Genomic DNA, 20,574 nt, shown 5'->3' with positions numbered 1-20,574 from the left:
TGCGGCGGTTGTTCGACCCATCAACAGCTTGATCCTGACTTCTTTTGGGGGCAAATTTTTGCCGCGACGTCCGCAGTTCATGTCGGGAAAGAGCGGCCCGCCCGCCGATATGGACGGGTTGCAAGCCGGGCCGCCCGCGAGAGGTCGCCGCTATATGTCTACATCCACAACGATCGATGAAGAGACCGCGCCAGGCCAAGGCATCAGCGGTGTGGCGCTATATCCCGCGGGGCATATGCCGTTGGTCTGGAGCCGGGGCTTGATTGGTGGTTGTGTCGGCATTGCAAAAGAACCTGTAATTTCAAGTGGCAGCCGGCCCGCGTCTCCTCCGTCAACAGGAATGGCGCTGGCTTTGCCGCCCGGCGGAGCAAGCAGCCTCCTTGCTTGCGAATCAAAGCCCGCCCGTCGGCGTGCGCCCAAACCTGCTCTGCCATTAACCTTTCCCACGGGCACGGACCAAGGTCGGTGTCGCAATTGCCTCCCCTCACCTATACTGTCGCGGACGGGTGGGTGAATGGTGCCGATGTTTGGGAGGTATTTAACACGACCTGCACGAATCTGGAGCGGGCTCTCTCTGGCCTGGCAGTTCGTGATCGCGGGCGGTATCGGCCTTCTGGCGGTGATGCTCGTGGTCGGGCTGTGGGTGACATCGCAGATTCGTGACGGGGTCCTGCACAATTCCGCCGCCACCACCGCGCTCTATGTCGACAGCGTGATCGCACCCTTGCTGCCCGATATGCGCAAGAGCCAGGAACTCGACGACACCGTCAAGCGCGCGCTGGACGAGACGCTGGGCCAGGGCGCGCTCGGGAAAAGGCTGGTCTCGTTCAAGCTGTGGCGGCGCGACGGAACGATCCTCTACTCCAAGGATGCCAGCCTGATCGGCAAGCAGATCAGGCCCAACGCCAACCTCATCGCCGCTTTCGCCGGCAACGTCATGGTCAAATACAACAGGCTCGAGGACGAGGAAGACGACAAGGAGCGGTCGATGGGCGTTCCGCTGCTCGAAATCTACAACCCGGTGCGCGAGCCGTGGTCCGGCGAGGTCGTGGCTGTCAGCGAATTCTACGAATTATCCGGCGACTTCGAGGAATCGCTCCACTCGGCTCTGCTGTGGACATGGCTGGTGGTGGCGGCCGCCACCGCCGCGGCGCTCGCCCTGCTCTCTGGCATCGTTTTCCGCGGCAGCCGCACCATCGTCACGCAGCAGGCTGCGCTCGAGGCCAAGGTTTCCGAATTGCAGACGGCCCTGGCGCAGAACTCGTCGCTGCGCCAGCGCGTTCAACGCGCCTCGCGCCGCGCCACAGCGATCAACGAGCGGTATCTGAGGCGCATCGGCGCCGACCTGCATGACGGACCGGCGCAACTGGTGGCGCTTGCCGCGCTGAGGATGGACAGCCCGGCGCTGGTCGACCCGGCCACGTCCAGCCAGCTGCGCGAAGCCGAGATCGCCGGCATACACAAGACGCTCGGCGAAGCGATGCGCGAGATACGCGGCATCTGCAACGGGCTGGTGCTGCCGCAGATCGAGGCGCAGGCCATCGCCGACATTTTGCGGCTGGCGGTAGCCGAGCATGAGCGCCGCACCAGCACCAAGGTGTTGCTAACCCTGCCTGAGCGCTTGCCGGAACTCGGCACCTCGGAAAAGATAAGCGTCTATCGCTTCGTGCAGGAAGGCCTGAACAACGCCTTCCGGCATGGCAAGGGCAAGGGCCAGCAGGTCAGAGCCACGACGAAAGGCGGCAAGCTTTTGGTCGAGGTGATGGATTCCGGTCCCGGCTTCGACCCGGCCCGAAGCGAGGGCCTTGGGCTTGCGGGTCTCAGGGAACGCATCGAAAGCATAGGCGGGCAGTTCGAGACGCTGTCCGGCCCGGAAGGAACAAGACTGGTGATTGCCTTGTCTGTCGAGGAGCAACCGTGAGCACATCCATCCGCATCGCAATAGTGGACGACCACCCCCTGTTTCGCGAGGGCGTGGCGCGCAGCCTCGGCGAAATCGGCGGCTTCGAGCTTGTCGGCGAAGGCGCCAGCGCCGAGGACGCCGAAAGGCTGGCGCGCGCCAGCGCGCCCGATATTCTCCTGCTCGACATCAGCATGCCGGGCGGCGGTCTCAACGCGCTCGCCAGTATCCTTTCAGCGATGCCCGAACAGAAGATCGTCATGCTCACGGTATCGGAGACCAATGCCGATGTCGCCCAGGCGCTGAAGGCCGGCGCGCGCGGCTATGTACTGAAAGGCGTGGGCTCCAAGGCGCTGGCCGAGATCCTGCGCGATGTCGCCAACGGCCAGAGCTACGTATCGCCGAGCCTTTCGGCCAGGCTGCTCTCCGACCTTTTGCAGCCCACCGGCAGCAAGCCCGATCCGCTCAGTCAGCTCACCGGCCGCGAGGCCGAGATCCTGAAACTGGTCGCCGAAGGATTGAGCAACAAGGAGGTGGCCGCCCGGCTGTCGCTGCAGGAGAAGACGGTCAAGCATCACATGACCAGGGTGCTCGCCAAGCTCAACGTGCGCAACCGCACCGAGGCGGCGCTGCTGATGCATGAGGCGAGGGAAAGGCACTAAGGTACTGGGGAATTGAAGAATTGAGGAATTGAGGAATCGGGAAACTGGATAAGACAGGACTCTTCAGTTCTTCAGTTCTTCAGTTCTTCAGTTCTTCAGTTCTTCAGTTCTTCAATTCCCCAGTTCTTCAACTCTCAACGCTCACAAGTTCAGCAGGCGCGACAGGTCCTCCTCCGTCGCCTGCCGTTCGATGATGGTGCGGCCTTGCGCATCCGTCATCTCGAAACGGCCGTTCTGGACCTGCTCCTTCATACCGTTGCGATGAATGACGGTGACCTTATCGCCGTCGATCGAAAGCGTGTCGCCGGTCGCGGCATTGGTGTAGCTATTCTTGCCGCCGGGATTGGTATTGCCCTTGCCGCTGTTGTTGCCCGGCCCGGCATTGGGGTTGCTCGCGCCGGCATTGCTATTGCCGTTGTCGCCCTGGCCATTGCTGTTGCCGTTGTCGCCACTATTGCCGGAATTCGAGCCGCCGGCGGAACCCGAATTGCCGCCACTGCCATTGCCGCCGTTCCCGCCTCCATTGCCATTGCCGTTGCCGGCATAGGCCGTGGCGGCGACGATCCCGGGCACGCCACCAAAGGTGACATGCCATGGCGCAAGCACCAGCGCCAGCGCGCTCGAAGCGCGCAGGAAAAACCAGACCATCCTGAATGACCTGGTCGCCTTCATGGCCTAGTTGGGCGCGATCAAAGGCGCAACGGCGCCGTCGTCGTTTTCGCCCTGATCATCATTGTCATCACCCTGATCGTCGGCGGTTTCGCCATGATCATGTTCGCCGTGGTCGTCGCCATCGCCATCATGGTCGCCACCCTGGCCATCATGGTCGCCGCCGTCATGGTCGGCGCCGTCATGGCCGCCGTCGCCACCACCGTCATGGCCGCCATCGCCGCCACCGTCATGGCCGCCATCGCCGCCACCGTCATGGCCGCCATCGCCGCCACCACCATGGCCACCTTCGCCACCGCCACCTTCGCCCTCTGCGTAAGCCGCTGACGGGACCAGCTTGGCGCCATCGAGCGCCAGGTGATAGGGCGCCACGGTCAGCGCCAGTGCGGTCGAAGCGCGCAAGGCGAACCAGACGAGCTTTCCGAAGGGAAGGTTTTGCATCTTTTCTCCTCGTTCCGGTTCCGCCTCGGCATGCCGAAATTCCGCTCGCGGCATGCCGAGGCGGAACCGGTGTGTTGATCCGGCGAGAATTCACATTCCGGCGGGGCGACGAAAGCGGCCCACGACCCTTGCCCCCACCCGTCGGACCATTTCCGGCGCCATAGCTGACCAATGTCGCAACGGACAGGCTTTCCCGGCGCAAAAAATTACCCCCGCACGAAGGCGGGGGCAAGGTGAGTAGCCAAGTTCCATCGCAAGACGATCAGGACCGCAGAGACGAAGCAAAAGGTGGCAACCTGATTTTGCAGCGCTGACCTTCGGTCCCTTAAGATCTAATCCGGATAAAACCTCACTCCCACAAACTCTGTCTCACAAGTTCTTCAGGCGATTGAGATCGGCCATGGTAGCCCTGCGGTCGACGATGGTGCGTCCGTACTTGTCTTCCATCCTGAACCGGCCGTTCTCGATCGTCTCCTTCATTCCATTGCGGTGCGTGACCTGGATGCTGCTGCTAGTGGCCTCGACCTTGTCGCCGGTAACGGCGTTCACATGACTATCGACATCCGCGGTGCCTGCCGCGCTGCTGCTCGCGCCGTTATTGCTCTTGCCGTTGTTGCTGCCGCTATTGCTGTTTCCGTTGTTGCCGCCGCTATTGCCGTTTCCACTGTTGCCGCCGCTATTTCCGCCACCGTTCCCGCTGTTGCCGCCGCCGCTTCCGTTTCCACCACCGCTGCCGCCATGACCACCGCCGCCTTTGTCGGCATAGGCCTTGGTCACGACGAGACCATCGACGGAGAGACTGACAGGCGCGACGACAAGCGCCAACGCAGCCAGCGCTGGCAAGACTAGCCTGCAGCCCCCGCGCGATGTGCGCATTCGGTTCTCCCCATGCCAGCCCTTCAGCCCGTCGGCCGAACTACCCCACCGGCAATATCGCAGCATAAGCATCCCCAATCAGCAGTGCATAAGGAAGTGGCCCACGACCCATGTCTTGTCCATTCGGACCTATTGCAATTTTGCTATAGGACTTAGGTCTTATTTCAACCACCGGATGCGGTCGGATGTTGCCGCCACGGGGGTGTTTTTCCAAAGCCAACCAACCCCTTAACGAGCTGCGGGTGCCGAAGCGGTTCACCGTTTCACGGAAACGGCAAACCATCGCACGTCCTTGTTTCGAAGCAGCTCAGGATGGATTACCGCTGCGAGGCGCCGAGCCTGCCGTCTCGCGCATTTTCCGGGATTGCCCCGGTCCGAAAGATGGATTCAGGCCGGCAAAGGCACCGGCCGCCGCGCCGCGACTGCCGTGCCGAAGGCGGCAGCAATGACGGCAGCGACGCCCGCGCATTGCAAAAGGTTGAGCTTCTCGTGCAGAAACAGGAAGCCGGTCAGCGCGCCGCCCGCCGGCTCCAGGCAAACCAGCATGCCGTAGACCTTGGCCGGCATGCGCGCCAGCACCAGCATTTCCAGATAGAAGGGCAGCGCGCTGGAGAACAGGCCGACCACGGCCGCGCCCGCCATGATGTGCGGGTCGGCGAGATAGGGTTGAGCGGCGCTGAAGCCGAAAGGCAGCGCCAGCACGGCGGCGATCGCCATGCCATAGGCGGAGGTGCGCACGCCGAGCTCGGCGCCGGCCTTCTGCGCGAAGATGATGTAGAGCCCCCAGCAGGCGCCCGCTGCGAGCGCCAGCACCACCCCCAGCGGATCGAGCCCGCTTCTGGCATCGGCAAAGGGCGAGAGCAACACGATGCCGGTTATCGCCAGCGCCACCCAGACGAGGTCGAGCATGCGCCGGGAGCCGAGCATAGCGACGAACAGCGGCCCGGTGAATTCGAGCGCCACGCAGATGCCGAGCGGAATGCGCTGGAGCGCTGCGTAGAACAACATGTTCATGGCACAGACCGTGATGCCGTAGGCGGCGAGCCAAGGCAGGGTTTTCCGCGAGGGCAGCACCTTCCAGGGCCTCAGCACCGCCGCCAGCATCAGCGCGCCGATGGCGAGCCTCAGCATGGTCGTACCTTCCGAGCCCAGCACCGGGAACAGCCCCTTGGCAAAGGCGGCGCCGACCTGAACGGACAGGATGGCGCCGAGCAGCCCCAGAACGGGCATTGCGCCGACATGGGTTTCCGGCTTCGCGGTCTGCGTCGAGGTCAATCCTGGCTCCATCCCTGGTTCGGGAATGGAGATAGGGCGCGGGCACCGCGCTGTCGTGAGGCAGTGCGGGGCGGATGGTGGGACAAGAGAGTGAGGTTTACGCCTTCGTCATCCTGGCGCGGAGCAAGGAGCGAAGCGACGCGCAGACCCAGGGTCATGCCATGGCGCTAACGCGTTGCAACGCGTACGGAATTCTGGACCGCCGCGCTCCAAGTCGAAGGTACGGCGTGAATCCTGGGATCAAGCCGAGGATGACGAAGCGTAAGCGCTGGCCCCACTCCGGCCGCAGCACGGCCACCTCTCCCCCGCCTTTGGCGAGGGAGAGAAATGCGCCGGCGTTATCCCGCCATGGCGAGCGGCGCGGCACTCTTGTTGGGGATCTGGATGTCGATCTCCAGCGTCGACATGGTCGCGCCGCGGTCCATCGAGACCTGGAGGTAGTCCTGGTCGATCTGCACATGCTTGGCGATGACCGCCATGATCTCCTCGCGCAGGATGGAGACGAGATCCGGCTGGCCGCGGCTCTGGCGCTCATAGGCGAGCAGCAGCTGCAGCCGCTCGCGCGCCACCGGCGCGCTGGTGCGCCGCTTGAAGAGATCGAGGATGCTCATGCGGCCCTCCTTCCGAGAAGCCGGTCGAGGAAGCCCTTGCGTTCGAAGGGGACGACCACCGGCAGGTCCTCGCCTTCCAGGCGTCTTGCCGCTTCGAGGTAAGCCTTTGCGGCACCATTGAGCGGTTCCGAGAGCGTGACGGGCGAACCGAGATTGGAGGCCCGCAGCACATCCTGGCTTTCCGGGATGATGCCGAGTAGCGGCGTCGAGAGGATCTCCAGCACGTCGTCGATCGACAGCATCTCGCCGCGCGCGGCGCGCGCCGCGTCATAGCGCGTGACCAGCACGTGTTTTTGCACCAGCTCGCCCTGCTCGGCCTTCATGGTGCGAGCGTCGAGCAGGCCGATGATGCGGTCGGAGTCGCGCACCGACGAGACTTCCGGATTGGTGACGATGACCGCCTCGTCGGCGAAGCGCATGGCGAGCTGGGCGCCGCGCTCGATGCCGGCCGGGCTGTCGCAGAAGACATAGTCGAATACCGATCGCAGCCGGGCGATGACTTCCGCCACACCCTCTTCGGTCAGCGCGTCCTTGTCGCGCGTCTGCGAGGCGGGCAGCAGGTAGAGAGTCTCCAGCCGCTTGTCGCGGATCAGCGCCTGCGAAAGCTTCGCCGTCCCCTGGATAACGTTGACGAGGTCGAACACCACGCGGCGCTCGGCGCCCATGATGAGGTCGAGGTTTCTCAGGCCGACGTCGAAATCGACCAGCGCCACCTTCTTGCCTGTCCTGGCCACGGCGGCGCCGAGCGCGGCCGTCGAGGTTGTCTTGCCGACGCCCCCCTTGCCCGATGTGACCACGACTACCTTGCCCATATATCCAGCCTCCATTGGCGGTTTTTATTCTCTGGCCGTGCCAGGCACGGCGGGATCTTTCGCTTTTGGTGCACATCGTTCTCCCAAGACCGCTGCAACTGGGGGCGACATGCACTGATAACCTTCGCACGCGAAACCGGTCCGAAGCTTGCGGCCAAGAACTCAGCCGAGCGGCACCACGCACAACGCATCATTGTCGAGGAAGGCCTGCACGGCCTTGCCGCGCGACACCCCTTCCATCTCCTCGGCCGTGGTGTACCAGCCGTCGACGGCGAGCAGCTCGGCCTCGTTCTTGCGGCAGAAAATGCGCGCCGAAATATTGCCTTCCGAGCCGGCGATCGCCCGGCCGCGCAACGTGCCATAGACATGGATCGAACCGCCGGCGACGATTTCCGAGCCGGACGCGACCGAGCCCAGCACGATCACGTCGCCATGCGGATGGAAGACCGACTGCCCGGAGCGGATCGGCGCCTTGATCATCAGCGTGCCGGCGGCAGGCGCCGGCACGGCGCCCTGCCCTGGCTTTTCCGGTTCGGCCTGAGCCGGCTCGATCCTGACCGCTTCCAGCCTTGCCAGTTCGGGATCCACCGGCTCATCGCCGGTCGCCTGCAGAACCTCGGCGGGCGCCGCCGCCTGGATCGTTTCCCGGGTCACTTCGGCCCGCTCCCCGGCGACGGCCATTTCCAGCTCTTCCGCCCGCGCCTTGCGCGCGGCCCGGCCAAGCAGCCCCTCGGCGGTCGCCTCCTTGGCGCCGGCCAAGAGCGGGGGCAATTCAGACCCGAGCTCGGCGCCTTCGAGCTCGATGGCATAGACGCGGATGCCGCGCGAACCGAGCACGCCGACAAGCGCTGCGATCTCCTCCGGCCCCGGCTGCAAGGTGTTCAAATCCAGCACCACCGGGCGGCCGTTGAAATAGCCGGGCGAATTGGCGATCCAGTGATCCAACCCCTCCAGCCAGTCGGCGATCGGCGCTTCCGGCGTCAGCGTGAAAGCGACGAAGGAACGGGCGCGAAAGCGGATCGATTTGTTGTGCAAAGGGGCGGCGAAGGTCACGTCCGGGCGAATCCTTACTCAATGGTTAAAGGGTGCCGGGCTAATGGTTAACAAAAGGTTAATTTTGGGGATTGGAGCCGTTAATAGCTGACGCGGCTAACTGCTGTGGCCGGGCGGTCACAAGACCAGCCGCCGCCCCGCAATTCGCCGAAGATCGAGGCTCCGACGAGCCAGGCGTGTGAAGCGCCTAATATACGAAGCGACGCGCGCGAACCATCTTCTTACCCGGAACTTTCCACTCTCTTCAGGGAGGAGACGGGCATGGGCATTGACCGGCTAGACAGCAAGCGAGCAGGCAAGACAGGTGCCGCAATGGCAGTCCTGATGGTGTTTGCAGGATGCATGACGCACCAGCCGAGCGGAATAGACGCATACCAGACGAGCAGCACAGACCAATGGCTGACGACCGCCGACGCGGACAAGGTCGTCAGCGCGATGAGCGCCAAGGGAATGATGCCGGCGACCATCGACTGCCGGTTCGACAACACCACGCCAGGCCAGGTGGCCTATCGCTCGAAATTCACCTGGAAGCAAGCGCCTGCCAACACGCGCTACCACTGGGAAGTCGGCGACCCGACCTACCTCGCAAGCAAGGATGTCGCATCCAACCGGACCGGCCTGCGGCGGGTGTATGCGAAGACGGTGCGGGATACAGCGACGGGGCAGAAGGTCGGCTGCTCGATCTGGGCGAGCAGCAGTTGAGAAGCGAATTGCCGATCGGCGATCGAACCTCTGCACAAGTCGCGGTCGGCAGCTCAACGGCTCTCATTTGCTGCGGTTTTGCTGGCCAGACAGGAAACAAAGGCGCACGATACGATCTCGCTGGTGCGGCGAGGACAGTCCGGCTTGATCTCTTGCTGAGTAGGTCGGGCTGTCCAGGAGCCTCTCCTTGGTCTTGCATGCGAGCGGGGCTTTTGGTTGCGGCTGGTTTCCCGCCGACTGCCTAGACATCGCGTCATTCAAGCTGCTTCCCGTTCGCCCACCCGATAGTCCCACTACAAACAGTGCTTGCTATGTTGCGCGCCGCGGCCTAAGCGCAGTGATGGCAAATGAAAAATTCGACCAGTCGGTGACGATCATCGTTGATCCGGCCGGCGGACGGGAGGCAATAGGCGATGCCGCCGCCTGTCTGGATTTCCTGCTTCGAAGATGGCGCGGCAAGCGAAGCGACAAGCACCGTGCAGCCATTCAGGCCTGCACGGACGTAAACAGCGGGCGCCGGCCGGCTTCATTCGCGCGCAAAGCGTTCATAGCGGCCGCCCGGGAGGCGGCTATTCTTGTGACGCCTTAAGGCTGCTCGCGCGGTCTGAAATTCTTACTTTCGATGTCGATGATCTCGCCGCAATTTTCACACTCCATCTGGGTGTGAGCGCGTATCCAGCCCACACGCGTTTTCGCCTGGTGATGACACCGCGGGCACTCCACATCGATTTCGAAGTGATCGGACTCTCGTTGTGTCATTGCGGCTCCAAGGCTGGCCTGCCTAACGCGAAATTATCGGTTGTCAGTGCTCCCCTCCCGCTCGTCTTCCGGATCCACCACTTTCTCTTTCGCCACCTTGGCCGCGAGCTTCGCCTCTTTCTTTGCCGCCTTCGCCTGATCGCGTTTGCTGCGCTCGTATCGGTAGTTGGGTTTCATCGCCATGGTGTTTCTTCCGGTTTAGGCAATTTGCGCCTTGGGATTTGGACATGCCCAGGAGCGGGAAAGACAGTTCGCGAGACATAAGGCCCAAGCAAGAGGCACTTGTCAGGCGGCCATCATGTCAAATCAGGCGATTGCGTTCTGCGATCTGACGTGCCCGCCGCAAGGTGCCGTCAGTGTCGGCGAGCTTGCGCCTTGCTGCCTCGTCCTTCCTGACCGTCAGCCGCGCGGACATGATGATTGAGGACCTGACGATCGGCTTGATCGCGGCGGGCGGGGTCTCGGGGGTTTTCATGAAACGCATCGGCATTATCCTTTCTTGTAGCAGCCAAGGCCGAGGCTATTCGCGGCTGCGCGCTTTTGCCTGCGACATTGGCTTCCTGCCTATCGGAAGCCGGAAGCCGTGAGCGTGTAGGAGTTTCGGCGCTCGCGCGCATATGCTTTGCTGGCGGCATCCTGGATGGAACTGCGCAAGGCGTCGAATGCCGAAAGATATGCCATCTCGGCCGTTTCCTTGCCCCCAGCATCGCCAAATGTCCCAAGGACCTCGACCTCGACGAAGAAGCGGACCTGGAACATACCGTCATGGCCAATGAAGCAGACGGCGCGGCGCGTTTGATCGAAACTCCGGCTGGGATTTGGAAAGGCGAGCGTCATGGGTTGCCCACCCGTGTTTCAGGGTGTTCAGCTGCTGCCGGCCGGGTTCTATTCCATTCCTTTCGAGCCTCGACATTGCGACGGTTGAGATCCAGCATGCTCGTCGTCGCATGCGCACGCGTCAGCCCGACCATCGGAGCGCCGTCGACATGCGCCGGAATCCCGGTGAAGACATGGTAGACGGTCCAGGAATGATCCGCTTCGACACGGCGGCCGTATTGATGATCCCTGAAGGCGTGACCCGACAAGCCTCTGTTGTTTGGGGAACAGCCGGATACGGCCTTGTGGCCTGCCTCGGTCTCGCCGTTGGCCATGGACCTGTTCATACCTGTCTTTCCTCGCCTGCCTGCGCGGCGACAATCTCCGAATAAAGCGCCGCGCCGTCAGCTTCGGAAATCGTGACCGCATCCGGCCACTGCGGCATGTTCAGCGTCCTCGCCAGAAGCCGCGCGATCTCGATTGCATCCTCGAGACCCGTTGCCAGCACCGTCTCGCGGCCGATGACGGCATGCGCGTCATCGCTGACGCGCGTGCGATAGAATTCGATCACGACCTTCATCGAGACCCGCCGCGCGATGGCATAGAGCCCTTCGCGCCGAGGCCGGCGCCTTGATTGAACGGGCTCTCAGGCCTGGTCGGAATTCTTCCCTGCTTCGGCGTCCTCATTTCGCGATTGGAGCGTTGCCGTCCCTTGGCCATGTCCGAACGTCCTTTCGATCAGCATCAGGCCGGGATCCGAGGCCGGGGTTCCGGCCGATTCCAGCCTGTCCTCGGTCACCACGCGCTCATGAGGTTCGGTGTCGCTGCGGATGCGGTATTGCGGCGAGTTTTCTTTTGGCGGCAGCGTGCCGGTGACGTGGTAGACCTCCGAGGTCAATGTCCGGAAATCTCCCTTCAGACGGACCGCCTGTCCGATGTCGAACAAGCGCGGCGGGGCGCCGTGCCGTATCGGCCGTGTGTTGCGCTGCATAAGGCTTGTCATGGTTGTCTCCGGTCGTCTTCAGCGCCGCCTCGAGAGAGGCCGGTTGATCGATGCTTTTACCGTGCGAACCCCATTGTGCGGAGGATCGCCGGCAGGTGAATGAAAGAGGCCGCGTTGCGTCGCGGGAAAGACCCTTCCGGGCCTCCTCCTCGAGATCGGTAGATACTCTGCGGTCGCGGCGCGCCTGAAGCGCGGCAGCACCAAGGAGAGCCGAAGCAGACGACGACGGTGGACGCGATGCGAATGGCCACAATTGCAGCTTTCCCGTGAAAACATGCTAGGATGGACTTCCGCTTTATTCAGTCGAACCGCTGGAACGATTTGCGGTGCTGCCAGTACATCCGTGGTCAGCGCCCTGCGTCGTTCCAGGGTTCAAACGAGCAAGCTGCCGCGCCGGACCGGCGGAACGCTTCGCTGTCGAAAATTCGGAAAGGATTGGCGCGGCTCCGACGGGGCGAAAGCCAAACTCAACCAAATCAACACTTTTTGTATGCGCCTCAATTGCGCTCAAAGCAAGACTTACACGTCTATTATTTTTTTCCCGGGTAAATAGAAATCTCGGATCCGAGCCTGAAACAGCGGTAAATCGATTTCTGGGCGCTCGCCTAAAATCTTCGGATTATTTCACCCAAACATTTTTGAGCTTCCCTGGAATTATGTTTTCACTCCTATCCGCCACAACCAAAGCCGTCCACACGACGACAGGTTTGGCCAGAAAAAAGCACCGAAAATCCTGGCACATAGCGGCTATATGGTCGTCCGGCCACCGCTTCCTCCGAGGTGTTTGCGTTAAACGGTGAACCGCTATAGGTCACTCTCCGGACGCCACCTTGGGCTCCGCGCGAGACCCGCGACCCTCCGACCGGGCCAAGCCGCGGATGGCAGGGCCGTTGAGCACCGTACCGTCCGGCGCGAACTGCGAGCCATGGCAGGGGCAATCCCAGCATTGCTCGGTCGAATTCCAGTGCACGAGGCAGCCGAGATGCGTGCAACTGGCCGAATGCCGGTGCAGCTTGCCGTCGCGGTCGCGGCATACGGCGAACTTGCTCAAGCCGTCCTGAAGGATGCCGCCTTCGCCAGGCTTGAGGTCGCCGGCCGACTTGACCTCACCGGGCAGCAAGTAGCCGGCGAGGTTCTTCACTGTTGTAAGGTTCTCATTGACGTAGTGCGCGAGCGCGGCGGGCGGCTTCCGGTCGGGGGCGTAGACGGCTTCCCAGGGGTTTGATCCATCCACGATCAGATCGCGGATCAGCAATCCAGCCAATGCACCATGCGTCATGCCCTGGCCGGAATCGCCGGTGGCCATGAAGACGTTGCCGTTTCCGGGGCTTCGGCCGATGAAGCCGCAATAATCGATCGTTTCGAGAACCTGACCGGACCACCGCGCTCTTTCCGCGCCAAGATCGGGCACCAATGCCCTGATCCATGCTTCAAGCGCGGCAAAGCGCGCCTCGCCGTCATCCGCTTCGCCCGATTTGTGATCGCGGCCGCCGGCGATGAGACAGTCCGTCTTGCCGGGGCCGGGATTGAGGCGGACGTAATAATAGGGATCGTCCATGTCCCAGTAGAGGGCATCCGGGAGGGTTCCCCTGGCGATCTCGAAAGCCATGGCATAGGTGCGGTAAGGCGCCATCTTGCTATGGATCTTGACCCATGTGTTGATCGGGGAATTGGTGGCAAACACCGCGTTCGAAGCGGTAACGGTGGAGCCGCCATCGCATTTCAGGCGAATCTGCTCCCCCTCCTCGATCTCGATGACGGCGCTGTCGGCGAATGCCTTGCCGCCTCGCTTCTCGAAATCAGCCAGCAGGGCGCGCAAATATTTCAGCGGGTGGAAGGCGGCCTGTCCGGGGTAGCGCAGGATGGGCGCCGATTCATGACCCTTGAGCGGCACGCCTTTGCCATGTTCAGCCTCGGCGCCGATCTTTGCCGCAGCCGCATACTCCTTATTGCATTCTCTGGCGGCCTGCTTCTCGTCCATCCATGCGGCCGGGAAAAGGAAGCCGTCCAGCCGCCGGAAATCGCAGTCGATCTCCAGGCTGGCAACGTGCCGTTCGATGCGGTCGACGGCGGCTTGCTGGCTCTCCTGAAATCCGCGCGCCAGAACCTCGCCGCGCATGTCGATCAGCGCGCTCAAGCCATCGTCGCAGATCGGCGCCAGATGGGCGGTCGTGCGCGATGTCATGCCTCCGAGCAACGGGCCGCGATCCACGAGCACCACCTTGCGTCCTGCCAGCGCCAGTTCATAGGCAATCGAAACCCCGGCGATGCCGGCACCAACGACGGCCACGTCGCAATGTTCGTGCCGATCGAGGCGGGGCGCGCCGGGCAAGCTGGCGTCGAGCATCCAAAACGATCTGGTCGCTTCGCTGCTGACGTTCATCGCGTGCCCCGTCGAGACGATATCGGACGGCCGGCGGCCAATGCTGCGCAGCGCGGGTTGTAGGTCATCATGACCGGCTCCATCCTCGCGGCTAGGTGCTCTTGAGCGTTCCGTTCATCCCGTTCGGGTAAAAGCCGCCCTTGCTCACACCCGATTGGTCGGTCAGATAAACAATGCGCAGCACCTCCTGCGGCGTCCTTGTGAAGGCAATCGCATCCGGCGTCGAAGGAACGAAGTTGGCCTTGCCGTCGACGTGAATGCCCTGGTCCTTGTCATCGGGCCCGTCGATCTTGTCGCGTGCGTCGGAAATCGCATTCGCCGCCTTCCAGGCCTTCTCGCCCATGCGATAGAGCGACGACCTCGCCATCCCCATGTGGTAGGCCTCGACCGCGAGAATTCCAGCCGCGGCTGCCAGGAATTCCTTGTTCTTCAGGACGGTTGCCGCACCGGCGTAGGCGGTGACGCCGACATCCTCGAACAGCATGCCGCCAAGCACGAAGTTCATCTGGTTGCCGAAGGGGTCGAAGTCGGCACCGAGCCCGGCCGCCTTGGCGACCGCGGCAAAGCCGGCATCAAAATCGATCGCCGGCCGGTCCACCGCATTCGACGCCAGTGTCTTGCGGTAGAACCTGACATGGGCAAGTTCATTTTCCGCGACTTCCCGCAAAAATTCAGCCAGTGCGGGTGTTTCGAAGGGAACCTTCTTGCCGCCGACGACGTCGCCGGGCTTGGAACCGGCATCTGAATCGTCGATGCCTTTTCCTGTGGTGCCCCGGAGGTAGTATTCGGCCTCCATGTATTCCAGGTTCAGCGCGAACCGGAAAATGTCTTCGTCCTTTATGTCATCCTGTGCGAAAGCAGGCGAAACGGGGACGACGCCGGTCGCTGAAGCGAGCGTCGCTCCAAGACCAATTTGCAATGCGCCGCGGCGAGAAACATGAAGTGAAGGCGTGGCACGGATCATAGCTTCCTCCCGAAGCCCGCCATGAACCGGTGTGGCCTCAAACGAGCGGGCCGTCCTGTCAACTCCGCCAAACGCGGAATGTTCCTGAACCGAGCCGGTATGGTTGTGGACCCGGGCGATTCGATGGGCGTGCCGGCGTGACTCCCGGGCTGCGGTTCCTCTATAGGACGAGCTTCACGTCCGACGCCGGATCCATTTCATGGCCCTCCTCCCCTCTCTCCGCGCCGCCCTCCCCAACGCCACCATCTGGGACGCCGCCGAGCTCGCCTCGCGCGATCCTGGCTTCGACACCCGCAATTTCGGCGCCTCGGCTCTGGTGCGTCCGCGCGATGTCGAAGAGGTCGCGGCGCTGGTGAAATTCTGTTCGGAGCGTGGCATCAGTCTTGTCGCGCAGGGCGGGCGCACCGGGTTGGCGGGCGGAGCAGCCACTTCCCAAGGGCAGGTGATCTGCGACCTTGGCGGGCTTAACAGAATAGAGGACATCGATCCGTTCACGCGCGTGGCGATCGTGCAGGCGGGCGTGACGCTGGGCGCGCTGCAGGAGGCGGCAGCCCAGCATGGGCTCGACCCGGGCATCGACCTTGCCGCGAGCGGCAGCGCCACGATCGGCGGCATGGTTTCCACCAACGCCGGCGGCATCATGGCCTTTCGCAACGGCACAATGCGCCACCGCGTGCTTGGCTTGGAGGCCGTGCTGCCGGACGGGCGGTTGTTTTGCGATCTCACCCGGGTGCTGAAAACCAGCGCAGGCTACGATCTGAAGCATCTCTTCATCGGCGCGGAAGGCACGCTCGGCATCGTCATCCGCGTGGCGCTGCGGCTCGATCCGGTGGCCGGGGCGAGTGCCACCGCGCTTGTCGGCGTGCCGAATGCGACCAGCGCCCAGCACATCGTGCGGCATTTTTTGACCTCGACCAGCGCGAGGCTCACCGCCGCCGAGATCCTGTGGCGTAATTATGCGTCCCTCATGCAGCGGTCGCTGAACTATGCCTCGGGCAGCCTGCCGCTCGATGCGCCCTGTCTGCTGGTGCTGGGCCTAGGCGCCGACTCGATCGAGGCGGCGAGAAGCGCGCTCGAGGGCGGGCTGGCGGCGATCTGGGAAGAGGTCGGCATCGTCGACGGGCTTGTCGCGAGCTCCGAGGGCCAAGCAGCAGCGATGTGGCGGCTGCGCGAGGAGACCGTTGAGATCGAGCGCGCGCACCCTATGGCGCCCTCGTTCGACGTCTCCGTGCCGGCCGGCGCGCTGGACGCCTATGTGGCGCGCATTGAGGCCGGGCTGAAGAAGATCGATGCCTCATACGCACCCTATGTCTACGGCCATCTCGCCGACGGCAATCTGCACATCTCCATCAATTGCGAAGGGCCGGTTCCACATGAGCGGCATGAGGCGATCGAGGACGTGCTCTACGAGGGGCTGCGCGAGGCCGGCGGTTCGTTCTCAGCTGAGCATGGGGTGGGGCTGGAGAAACGCGAGGCCTATGAGCGGCATGCTGATCCGGTGAAGCGGGATTTGGCGAAGGCGATCAAAGAGTTGATCGATCCGGGCAATGTGATGAATCCGGGGAAGGTCGTGGGCTGAGTTTGGCGGGGGAGCGCGAGGGGCTAGAACGAACCTGCCTGTGTCGCAGCCCCTCTCCGGTCGTTTCGCGATCACCTCTTCGCTGTCGCGGGCCAGAAACACTACTCGCACTGGCGGCGCGGGCCGCCGTCGAAGGGCTGGTAGGTGTTGTCCTGCGGATCGTAGGAGCGGTAGCGGCTGAAGCAATCGTCGATATGGGCGGCCGAGATCTGCCGGCCCTGTGCCCGCACGGCCCCGGCCTCGGGCGAGATCTCTTCCTGCGGGCCGCCATAGGTGGTGACGTAGCCGTCGCCCGACGGGGCGTAGCCTTCCATCTCGGCCTGGTCGTCGCTCGTCTGATCATCGGCCGCGGCGGTTTGCCGATCGGTCCCGACGGCTTGGCCACCCTGGCCTTGCCGATCGTTTGAGCCGGTCGAGGCGGTGCGGTCGCCCATCGGGTCGTAATAGGGTGAGATGCAGGGGCGCAGCTCGCCGCTGTAGGAGCGGTAGCTGTTTTCCGCCGGACGGTAGCTGCGATAGCGGGCCGAGCACCATTGCAGATGAGCCACGGGCAATTGCTGCTCGGCCTGCTGATCGGCCGGAGCCGGCTGGGAAGGCTGGGTCGCGTCAGGCTCGGCCGCGGGCTGGTTCGGCTGAGCGGTCGTGGGCTGCAACTGCTGCGGCTGCGCGGGTGCTGTCGGCGCCGCGAGCGTCGCCGTCTGCACTGCGCTGTCGGTCTTGGCCGGCTCGCCCCCTGGGGCGGGCGCGACGGCAGCCTGCTGGGCGGGAATGCGCTGAAGATTCTGCTTTTGCGGATCGACCGGCTGAGCGTCCTTGGTCCAGAGCTCGGAAACGCCGATCGCCGGGGTCGCCTGGCGCACTGGCTTGGCGGCGAGCAGCCAGGTGGCGAAGGCGAGCCCGCTGGCGAACACGGCAAGAGTCAGCACGAAGCCGCCGACAATTCCCAACAAAGCCTTCATGCCGAACTCCTTTAGTCCCCGCTGATAGAATGCGAGGCGCGGAATCCGGTTCCCACAGCAAGAGGGCGATGTTGCGACCCGGCGGTAACAAACGAAGGGCCCCGCGTGCTCCGGGGAGGAGCACGCGGGGCTTCGAGAGGATCGCTAGGTGAACCCAGCTGGGGACTAGGCAGCTAAGGGACTTTACGATGATCCAAACGGATCGATGACAGTGTCGCGCCTTTGGTACGACGCTGCATCGTGCAAACAGAGGAATAAAAGCAGGTCGTTCACATGGCAGTCCCACGCCTCGGAGTCGCAGCCGGCGGCGGCCGGTCAGGCCCGGCAGAATGCCCCAACGAGGCGGCCGGGCCGCGCCCGAGCGGCATGCGGGCACTCAGCAGTCCGCCACCACCTCGCTGTAGCTCCTCGCCTTCCCGTCCTGGCTGCGAATGCGCCACGTTTCGCCGTCCCGCCCCTCGATATGGCTCGCCGCCAGCGGCACCTTGCCGCCGCCCTCCGGCAGGTCGATGACGTAGGTCGGGTTGCAGATGCCGGAGAGCCGCCGGCGCAGCTCCGCGACCAGCGCCTGGCCTTGGGCAATCGTCGTGCGGCGGTGCGCCATGCCGCGCGCGAGGTCGCCGTGGTGCAGGTAATAGGGTTTTACGCCGAGACGGTACATCAGCTCGCGGCAGAGCTCCTCCAGCACCTCGACCTTGTCGTTGACGCCTTTGAGGAGAACGCTCTGGTTGAGCAGCACGAAACCTGCCTGGCGCATCGTGCGGCAGGCCGCCTCGGCTTCGGCGGTGAGCTCGCGCGGATGGTTGAAGTGGGTCACCACCGTCACCATCAGACGGCCCTGCAGCGCCTCGACCAGGCCGGAGGTTATGCGCGACGGCAGCGCCACGGGCACGCGGGTATGGATGCGCAGAAGCCTGAGATGCGGGATCGCCTCCAGCCGGGCGCGGATCTCGGCCAGCGCCTTGTCCGGCAGCGACAGCGGATCGCCACCGGTCAGGATTACCTCGCGGATTTCCGGGTGCCCGTCTATGTAGACCAGCGCCGGCTCCAGCGCTTCGCTTGTGTAGCCGCGGCCGATCGAGGTCAGCGATTCCTTGCGGAAGCAGAAGCGGCAATAGACCGCGCATTGATAGGTCGGGAACAAAAGCACGCGGTCGGCGTGGCGGTGCGTCAGGCGCGGCACCGGGCTGAAGGCATGATCGCCGATCGGGTCGTCGAGCTCGCCATCGGCGGTGACGAGCTCGCCCGGCGACGGGATCACCTGGGCGCGGATCGGATCGTTGGGGTCGCTCCAGTCGATAAGATCGAGATAGGGTTTGGGCACGCGCACCTGTGCGCGGTCGCGGCTTCTTGCATGACGGCGCGCTCGGCGGCCGAAAGCGGCAGGGACGCGAGGTCGCGGACATGGCGCACGCCGGCGCGGATGTCGGCTTGCCAGGCGGCGTCGGGGGCGGCCGGCTGTTTGAGATTAGTGGTCATTGCGGTTCTCTGGTTCGCCGTCCCTATCGGCCGGATGGTCGATGTGGTCAACCGCATACCGCCTTACGCCGTGTTGGGAACTTGGAACTCTCACCGCTTGAGCTTCGCAATCGCCTCCGCCGTCGCCGGCGTGAAGCAAGCAGCTCGGCGAAATCCTCGGTGTAGACCGTGAGCTTGATGCCCGTGACTGTCTCGTAGAAGTCGACGAGCCGCTTGACGCAAGGCATTCAACTGCCGCAAGGCTAGATATCGGCGTAGATCTCCAGCACATTGCCGTCGGGATCGCGAAAGAACAGCGTGCGGTGACCCCAGGGCCGGTCGGTCGGCCCACTTTCGATCGCCACGCCCTTCTCACGCAACGTCTCGGCGCATTGGTCAACCTGGCTGGGCGTCACCCGGAAGGCGAGCTGCATGGAGAGCGCGCCCGCCGGGGTCGGCAAGTCGTTGAACATCACGCCGCGCTCAGTGAGCGCCAGCAGGCACGAGCCGACCTGGTAGGCGATCCAGCTCTCGCCCAGGCTGGAATGGACGCGAAAGCCCATCACGTCCTCATAGAAACGCCGCATCTCCTTCATGTCGCGGGCGAAGAGGACGGTGTAGTCGATATTCCTGATGTTTTTCAGCGCATTCATTTGCGGAATCCTTTGTCTGGCGCCGCGTTCCGACGCGGCGTGATTGTCGATGCGCTGGCCTCATTATACTGGTAGCAAAGTGGTACAAGATGAGCGGCGCTGCTAGTAGCGTCGCCACCCCCTTCGAGGCACGAGCATGCTGGAACAGACCACTGAGATGGACAGGCGTAAGGAACTCGGCCGCTTCCTGCGCGCCATGCGCGAACGCGTCGAGCCGTCACGGCATGGCATCCGCACCGGCACGCGACGGCGCGCAAGCGGGCTGCTGCGTGAGGAAGTCGCGCTGCTCGCAGGGATCAGCGCCACCTGGTACACATGGCTGGAACAGGGCCGCGAGGCCAACCCTTCCGCTCCAGTGCTCAATGCGCTGGCCGACGTGCTGGGCCTCTTGCCCGTGGAGCGTCAGCATCTGTTCAAGCTCGCAAAGCCGGAATGGCTGCCCGAGGCGATTGCGCCCGAAGGCCCCTCGCCCGATCCGCGCATTGCCGCATTGCTCGCCACGCTCTCGCCCAATCCGGGCTATGCGCTCAACCGCGCCTGGGACTTCATTGCCTGGAACGACGAGGCGGCAGATCTGTTCGGCGGCTTCGATCCCGACGAGCCAACGAAGAGCAATCTGCTCAAGCGGCTCTTCCTCGACCCGGCCTGGCGTGCGCTGTTTGCCGACTGGGAGGTTGTGGCTCGCTCAGCTATCGGTCAGTTCCGCGCCGCGACCGTCGGCTATGCGTCGGCGGCCGACATTCGCGCCGTGCTCGACCCGCTCAAGGCGCTAAGCCCGGACTTCGCGCGCCAATGGGCGGAGATGCGGGTGGAGGAAGCCTCGATCTGGTCGAAGGGGCTGGTCGGACCAAGCGGCAAGGTGGCGACCTATGACTACTTCATGCTGGCGCCCGCAGGCGTGGGCAAGGACATAACGCTGAGCCTTTATCGGAAGCGCGGTTAGGCGGTTCAGGTCCTGATTCCGATATCGGGTCCAGCTTGTTGATCGGAAACGCTTAA

The 20,574-nt window shown here is 63.7% G+C and carries 23 protein-coding genes and 1 pseudogene; 7 read left to right on the top strand and 17 right to left on the bottom strand.

Going from position 1 to position 20,574, the window contains the following annotated elements:
• Positions 1-523 precede the first annotated feature (523 nt).
• Positions 524-1,921, top strand: a complete 1,398-nt coding sequence (locus LB529_RS01255) for a sensor histidine kinase (RefSeq protein ID WP_224607395.1) — start codon at positions 524-526, stop codon at positions 1,919-1,921.
• Entirely contained in the window at positions 1,918-2,562 is a 645-nt protein-coding gene (locus tag LB529_RS01250) for a response regulator (protein ID WP_224524745.1), read from the top strand. The genes LB529_RS01255 and LB529_RS01250 overlap by 4 nt, the downstream gene beginning before the upstream one ends.
• A gap of 141 nt (positions 2,563-2,703) precedes the next feature.
• Here LB529_RS01250 and LB529_RS01245 read toward each other — a convergent pair whose 3' ends face one another.
• On the bottom strand, positions 2,704-3,210 hold the full coding sequence (locus LB529_RS01245; protein ID WP_224633252.1) for a hypothetical protein: 507 nt from the start codon (positions 3,208-3,210) through the stop codon (positions 2,704-2,706).
• A 117-nt stretch (positions 3,211-3,327) separates the two neighbouring features.
• Here LB529_RS01245 and LB529_RS01240 point away from each other — a divergent pair, with 117 nt between their 5' ends.
• Positions 3,328-3,558 carry a hypothetical protein gene (locus tag LB529_RS01240; protein ID WP_224709926.1) on the top strand — a complete coding sequence of 77 codons (231 nt, stop codon included), beginning with the start codon at positions 3,328-3,330 and terminating at the stop codon, positions 3,556-3,558.
• Positions 3,559-4,041: 483 nt separating this feature from the next.
• On the opposite strand, the gene LB529_RS01235 is transcribed toward LB529_RS01240, so the two are convergent.
• The 5 genes from LB529_RS01235 to minC form a co-directional block, all read right to left on the bottom strand.
• Positions 4,042-4,548, bottom strand: coding sequence for a hypothetical protein (locus LB529_RS01235; protein WP_095770097.1), 507 nt, complete (start codon positions 4,546-4,548; stop codon positions 4,042-4,044).
• Between the two features lie 387 nt (positions 4,549-4,935).
• Positions 4,936-5,823, bottom strand: coding sequence for an EamA family transporter (locus tag LB529_RS01230; protein WP_224633250.1), 888 nt, complete (start codon positions 5,821-5,823; stop codon positions 4,936-4,938).
• A gap of 338 nt (positions 5,824-6,161) precedes the next feature.
• Positions 6,162-6,434, bottom strand: a complete 273-nt coding sequence (gene minE, locus LB529_RS01225; protein WP_042638296.1) for a cell division topological specificity factor MinE — start codon at positions 6,432-6,434, stop codon at positions 6,162-6,164.
• Entirely contained in the window at positions 6,431-7,246 is an 816-nt protein-coding gene (minD, locus tag LB529_RS01220) for a septum site-determining protein MinD (protein ID WP_095770099.1), read from the bottom strand. Before minD ends, minE begins: the two co-directional genes overlap by 4 nt.
• 162 nt (positions 7,247-7,408) lie before the next feature.
• On the bottom strand, positions 7,409-8,299 hold the full coding sequence (gene minC, locus LB529_RS01215; RefSeq protein WP_224709925.1) for a septum site-determining protein MinC: 891 nt from the start codon (positions 8,297-8,299) through the stop codon (positions 7,409-7,411).
• A 261-nt stretch (positions 8,300-8,560) separates the two neighbouring features.
• On the opposite strand from minC, the gene LB529_RS01210 reads away from it, so the two are divergent.
• Entirely contained in the window at positions 8,561-9,001 is a 441-nt protein-coding gene (locus LB529_RS01210; protein ID WP_224709924.1) for a hypothetical protein, read from the top strand.
• A gap of 340 nt (positions 9,002-9,341) precedes the next feature.
• On the top strand, positions 9,342-9,590 hold the full coding sequence (locus LB529_RS01205; RefSeq protein ID WP_095770102.1) for a DUF982 domain-containing protein: 249 nt from the start codon (positions 9,342-9,344) through the stop codon (positions 9,588-9,590).
• A gap of 203 nt (positions 9,591-9,793) precedes the next feature.
• Here the strand turns inward: LB529_RS01205 and LB529_RS01200 are convergent, their stop codons facing one another.
• The 8 genes from LB529_RS01200 to LB529_RS01165 form a co-directional block, all read right to left on the bottom strand.
• Entirely contained in the window at positions 9,794-9,943 is a 150-nt protein-coding gene (locus LB529_RS01200) for a hypothetical protein (protein ID WP_181181241.1), read from the bottom strand.
• A 118-nt stretch (positions 9,944-10,061) separates the two neighbouring features.
• Entirely contained in the window at positions 10,062-10,250 is a 189-nt protein-coding gene (locus tag LB529_RS01195; protein WP_224709923.1) for a hypothetical protein, read from the bottom strand.
• Between the two features lie 74 nt (positions 10,251-10,324).
• The gene (locus LB529_RS01190) at positions 10,325-10,597 is read right to left on the bottom strand and encodes a DUF1488 domain-containing protein (protein ID WP_140846928.1); all 273 of its coding nucleotides are present in this window, start codon (positions 10,595-10,597) and stop codon (positions 10,325-10,327) included.
• Positions 10,594-10,911, bottom strand: coding sequence for a hypothetical protein (locus LB529_RS01185; protein ID WP_224709922.1), 318 nt, complete (start codon positions 10,909-10,911; stop codon positions 10,594-10,596). The genes LB529_RS01190 and LB529_RS01185 overlap by 4 nt, the downstream gene beginning before the upstream one ends.
• An 8-nt stretch (positions 10,912-10,919) precedes the next feature.
• Positions 10,920-11,156: a hypothetical protein gene (locus LB529_RS01180; protein ID WP_140846944.1), complete on the bottom strand. Its 237-nt coding sequence runs from the start codon at positions 11,154-11,156 to the stop codon at positions 10,920-10,922.
• Positions 11,157-11,222: 66 nt separating this feature from the next.
• Positions 11,223-11,579 (bottom strand): hypothetical protein, encoded by a 357-nt coding sequence (locus tag LB529_RS01175; RefSeq protein ID WP_224610459.1) that lies wholly within the window; start codon positions 11,577-11,579, stop codon positions 11,223-11,225.
• Positions 11,580-12,390: 811 nt separating this feature from the next.
• Positions 12,391-13,962, bottom strand: coding sequence for an FAD-dependent oxidoreductase (locus tag LB529_RS01170; protein WP_224709921.1), 1,572 nt, complete (start codon positions 13,960-13,962; stop codon positions 12,391-12,393).
• Positions 13,963-14,053: 91 nt separating this feature from the next.
• On the bottom strand, positions 14,054-14,926 hold the full coding sequence (locus tag LB529_RS01165; RefSeq protein WP_224709920.1) for a ferritin-like domain-containing protein: 873 nt from the start codon (positions 14,924-14,926) through the stop codon (positions 14,054-14,056).
• 199 nt (positions 14,927-15,125) lie between these two features.
• Here LB529_RS01165 and LB529_RS01160 point away from each other — a divergent pair, with 199 nt between their 5' ends.
• Positions 15,126-16,505, top strand: a complete 1,380-nt coding sequence (locus LB529_RS01160) for an FAD-binding oxidoreductase (protein ID WP_224709919.1) — start codon at positions 15,126-15,128, stop codon at positions 16,503-16,505.
• Positions 16,506-16,606: 101 nt separating this feature from the next.
• Here the strand turns inward: LB529_RS01160 and LB529_RS01155 are convergent, their stop codons facing one another.
• From LB529_RS01155 to LB529_RS01145, 3 genes and pseudogenes are all read right to left on the bottom strand, one after another.
• Positions 16,607-17,464, bottom strand: coding sequence for a BA14K family protein (locus LB529_RS01155; protein WP_224709918.1), 858 nt, complete (start codon positions 17,462-17,464; stop codon positions 16,607-16,609).
• A gap of 376 nt (positions 17,465-17,840) precedes the next feature.
• A pseudogene (locus LB529_RS01150) lies at positions 17,841-18,943 on the bottom strand (KamA family radical SAM protein).
• 242 nt (positions 18,944-19,185) lie between these two features.
• Positions 19,186-19,575 (bottom strand): VOC family protein, encoded by a 390-nt coding sequence (locus LB529_RS01145; protein WP_095767204.1) that lies wholly within the window; start codon positions 19,573-19,575, stop codon positions 19,186-19,188.
• 136 nt (positions 19,576-19,711) lie between these two features.
• On the opposite strand from LB529_RS01145, the gene LB529_RS01140 reads away from it, so the two are divergent.
• On the top strand, positions 19,712-20,518 hold the full coding sequence (locus LB529_RS01140; protein WP_224709917.1) for a helix-turn-helix transcriptional regulator: 807 nt from the start codon (positions 19,712-19,714) through the stop codon (positions 20,516-20,518).
• Positions 20,519-20,574: the final 56 nt, after the last annotated feature.

Source organism: Mesorhizobium sp. CA5, from assembly GCF_020165105.1.
Classification (GTDB): Bacteria; Pseudomonadota; Alphaproteobacteria; order Rhizobiales; family Rhizobiaceae; genus Mesorhizobium.
Note: the sequence above shows the minus strand (reverse complement) of the source record. Positions and strands in the feature narration are given on the sequence as shown.

What these genes read in the sequence shown, in the direction of transcription:
- LB529_RS01165 (WP_224709920.1), bottom strand. Translation starts at nt 14,926, where the DNA reads ATGATCCGTGCCACGCCTTCACTTCATGTTTCTCGCCGCGGCGCATTG.
- LB529_RS01140 (WP_224709917.1), top strand. Translation starts at nt 19,712, where the DNA reads ATGCTGGAACAGACCACTGAGATGGACAGGCGTAAGGAACTCGGCCGC.
- LB529_RS01255 (WP_224607395.1), top strand. Translation starts at nt 524, where the DNA reads ATGTTTGGGAGGTATTTAACACGACCTGCACGAATCTGGAGCGGGCTC.
- LB529_RS01240 (WP_224709926.1), top strand. Translation starts at nt 3,328, where the DNA reads ATGATCATGTTCGCCGTGGTCGTCGCCATCGCCATCATGGTCGCCACC.
- LB529_RS01210 (WP_224709924.1), top strand. Translation starts at nt 8,561, where the DNA reads ATGGGCATTGACCGGCTAGACAGCAAGCGAGCAGGCAAGACAGGTGCC.
- LB529_RS01185 (WP_224709922.1), bottom strand. Translation starts at nt 10,911, where the DNA reads ATGGCCAACGGCGAGACCGAGGCAGGCCACAAGGCCGTATCCGGCTGT.
- LB529_RS01170 (WP_224709921.1), bottom strand. Translation starts at nt 13,962, where the DNA reads ATGAACGTCAGCAGCGAAGCGACCAGATCGTTTTGGATGCTCGACGCC.
- LB529_RS01235 (WP_095770097.1), bottom strand. Translation starts at nt 4,548, where the DNA reads ATGCGCACATCGCGCGGGGGCTGCAGGCTAGTCTTGCCAGCGCTGGCT.
- minE (WP_042638296.1), bottom strand. Translation starts at nt 6,434, where the DNA reads ATGAGCATCCTCGATCTCTTCAAGCGGCGCACCAGCGCGCCGGTGGCG.
- LB529_RS01200 (WP_181181241.1), bottom strand. Translation starts at nt 9,943, where the DNA reads ATGGCGATGAAACCCAACTACCGATACGAGCGCAGCAAACGCGATCAG.
- LB529_RS01180 (WP_140846944.1), bottom strand. Translation starts at nt 11,156, where the DNA reads ATGAAGGTCGTGATCGAATTCTATCGCACGCGCGTCAGCGATGACGCG.
- LB529_RS01190 (WP_140846928.1), bottom strand. Translation starts at nt 10,597, where the DNA reads ATGACGCTCGCCTTTCCAAATCCCAGCCGGAGTTTCGATCAAACGCGC.
- LB529_RS01175 (WP_224610459.1), bottom strand. Translation starts at nt 11,579, where the DNA reads ATGACAAGCCTTATGCAGCGCAACACACGGCCGATACGGCACGGCGCC.
- LB529_RS01205 (WP_095770102.1), top strand. Translation starts at nt 9,342, where the DNA reads ATGGCAAATGAAAAATTCGACCAGTCGGTGACGATCATCGTTGATCCG.
- LB529_RS01245 (WP_224633252.1), bottom strand. Translation starts at nt 3,210, where the DNA reads ATGGTCTGGTTTTTCCTGCGCGCTTCGAGCGCGCTGGCGCTGGTGCTT.
- LB529_RS01160 (WP_224709919.1), top strand. Translation starts at nt 15,126, where the DNA reads ATGGCCCTCCTCCCCTCTCTCCGCGCCGCCCTCCCCAACGCCACCATC.
- minD (WP_095770099.1), bottom strand. Translation starts at nt 7,246, where the DNA reads ATGGGCAAGGTAGTCGTGGTCACATCGGGCAAGGGGGGCGTCGGCAAG.
- LB529_RS01145 (WP_095767204.1), bottom strand. Translation starts at nt 19,575, where the DNA reads ATGAATGCGCTGAAAAACATCAGGAATATCGACTACACCGTCCTCTTC.
- LB529_RS01155 (WP_224709918.1), bottom strand. Translation starts at nt 17,464, where the DNA reads ATGAAGGCTTTGTTGGGAATTGTCGGCGGCTTCGTGCTGACTCTTGCC.
- LB529_RS01195 (WP_224709923.1), bottom strand. Translation starts at nt 10,250, where the DNA reads ATGCCGATGCGTTTCATGAAAACCCCCGAGACCCCGCCCGCCGCGATC.